This is a genomic window from Xenorhabdus sp. KK7.4, from assembly GCF_963876465.1.
In the GTDB taxonomy this organism is placed as follows: domain Bacteria; phylum Pseudomonadota; class Gammaproteobacteria; order Enterobacterales; family Enterobacteriaceae; genus Xenorhabdus; species Xenorhabdus stockiae.
Map to the genome: position 1 here is coordinate 1 of NZ_CAWNQF010000038.1, position 518 is coordinate 518.

The following is a 518-nucleotide window of genomic DNA, read 5'->3' on the forward strand; positions in this document are numbered from 1 at the left end:
AATATATTTCTTTCATTTTGATGGCTATTGTAAACCTCCATTCTGATAATATATTTAAAGTCAGATTGCTGAAGGGGCGTTTGTTCTTTTGCTTTTACTACCTCTTTTGTCCAGTATTCATAAAGAGCATCGTCACACTCTTCCTGATAGCGGATAACGTTATCTCTGATTTCAGGTTTAACTTTGTTGGGATAAATGGTTGTTAACCAACCGGTCAGTTTACGGAGTGCGAGGCAGATCATTGACCGTGAACCGCATTTTGTAGGTATGGTGGAAATCACTATACCTTTATTAAACCGTTGTTTTAATTTTGTTAATTGGCTTTTCCAGTTTAACCCCATACCTTCAACAATGGGTCTCATTGGCACGTAAGGCTCGCCATTATAATTAACGATATATAGATCTGAACCATAAAATGAAACACTGATAGTTTTACTCGGCTCGTTAAGTGGTATACTTATCATGTTTACTTCCTCACTACAGGGTAAACGCTGCATTAGAGGCCCCGAAACTATTAC

At 37.6% G+C, this 518-nt stretch carries 1 protein-coding gene; it reads right to left on the bottom strand.

Annotated features, from left to right (window positions below; genetic code table 11):
• On the bottom strand, nucleotides 1-464 hold a 464-nt coding region (locus tag AACS90_RS05040), incomplete at its 3' end, for a phage antirepressor N-terminal domain-containing protein (RefSeq protein ID WP_193757319.1).
• Nucleotides 465-518: the final 54 nt, after the last annotated feature.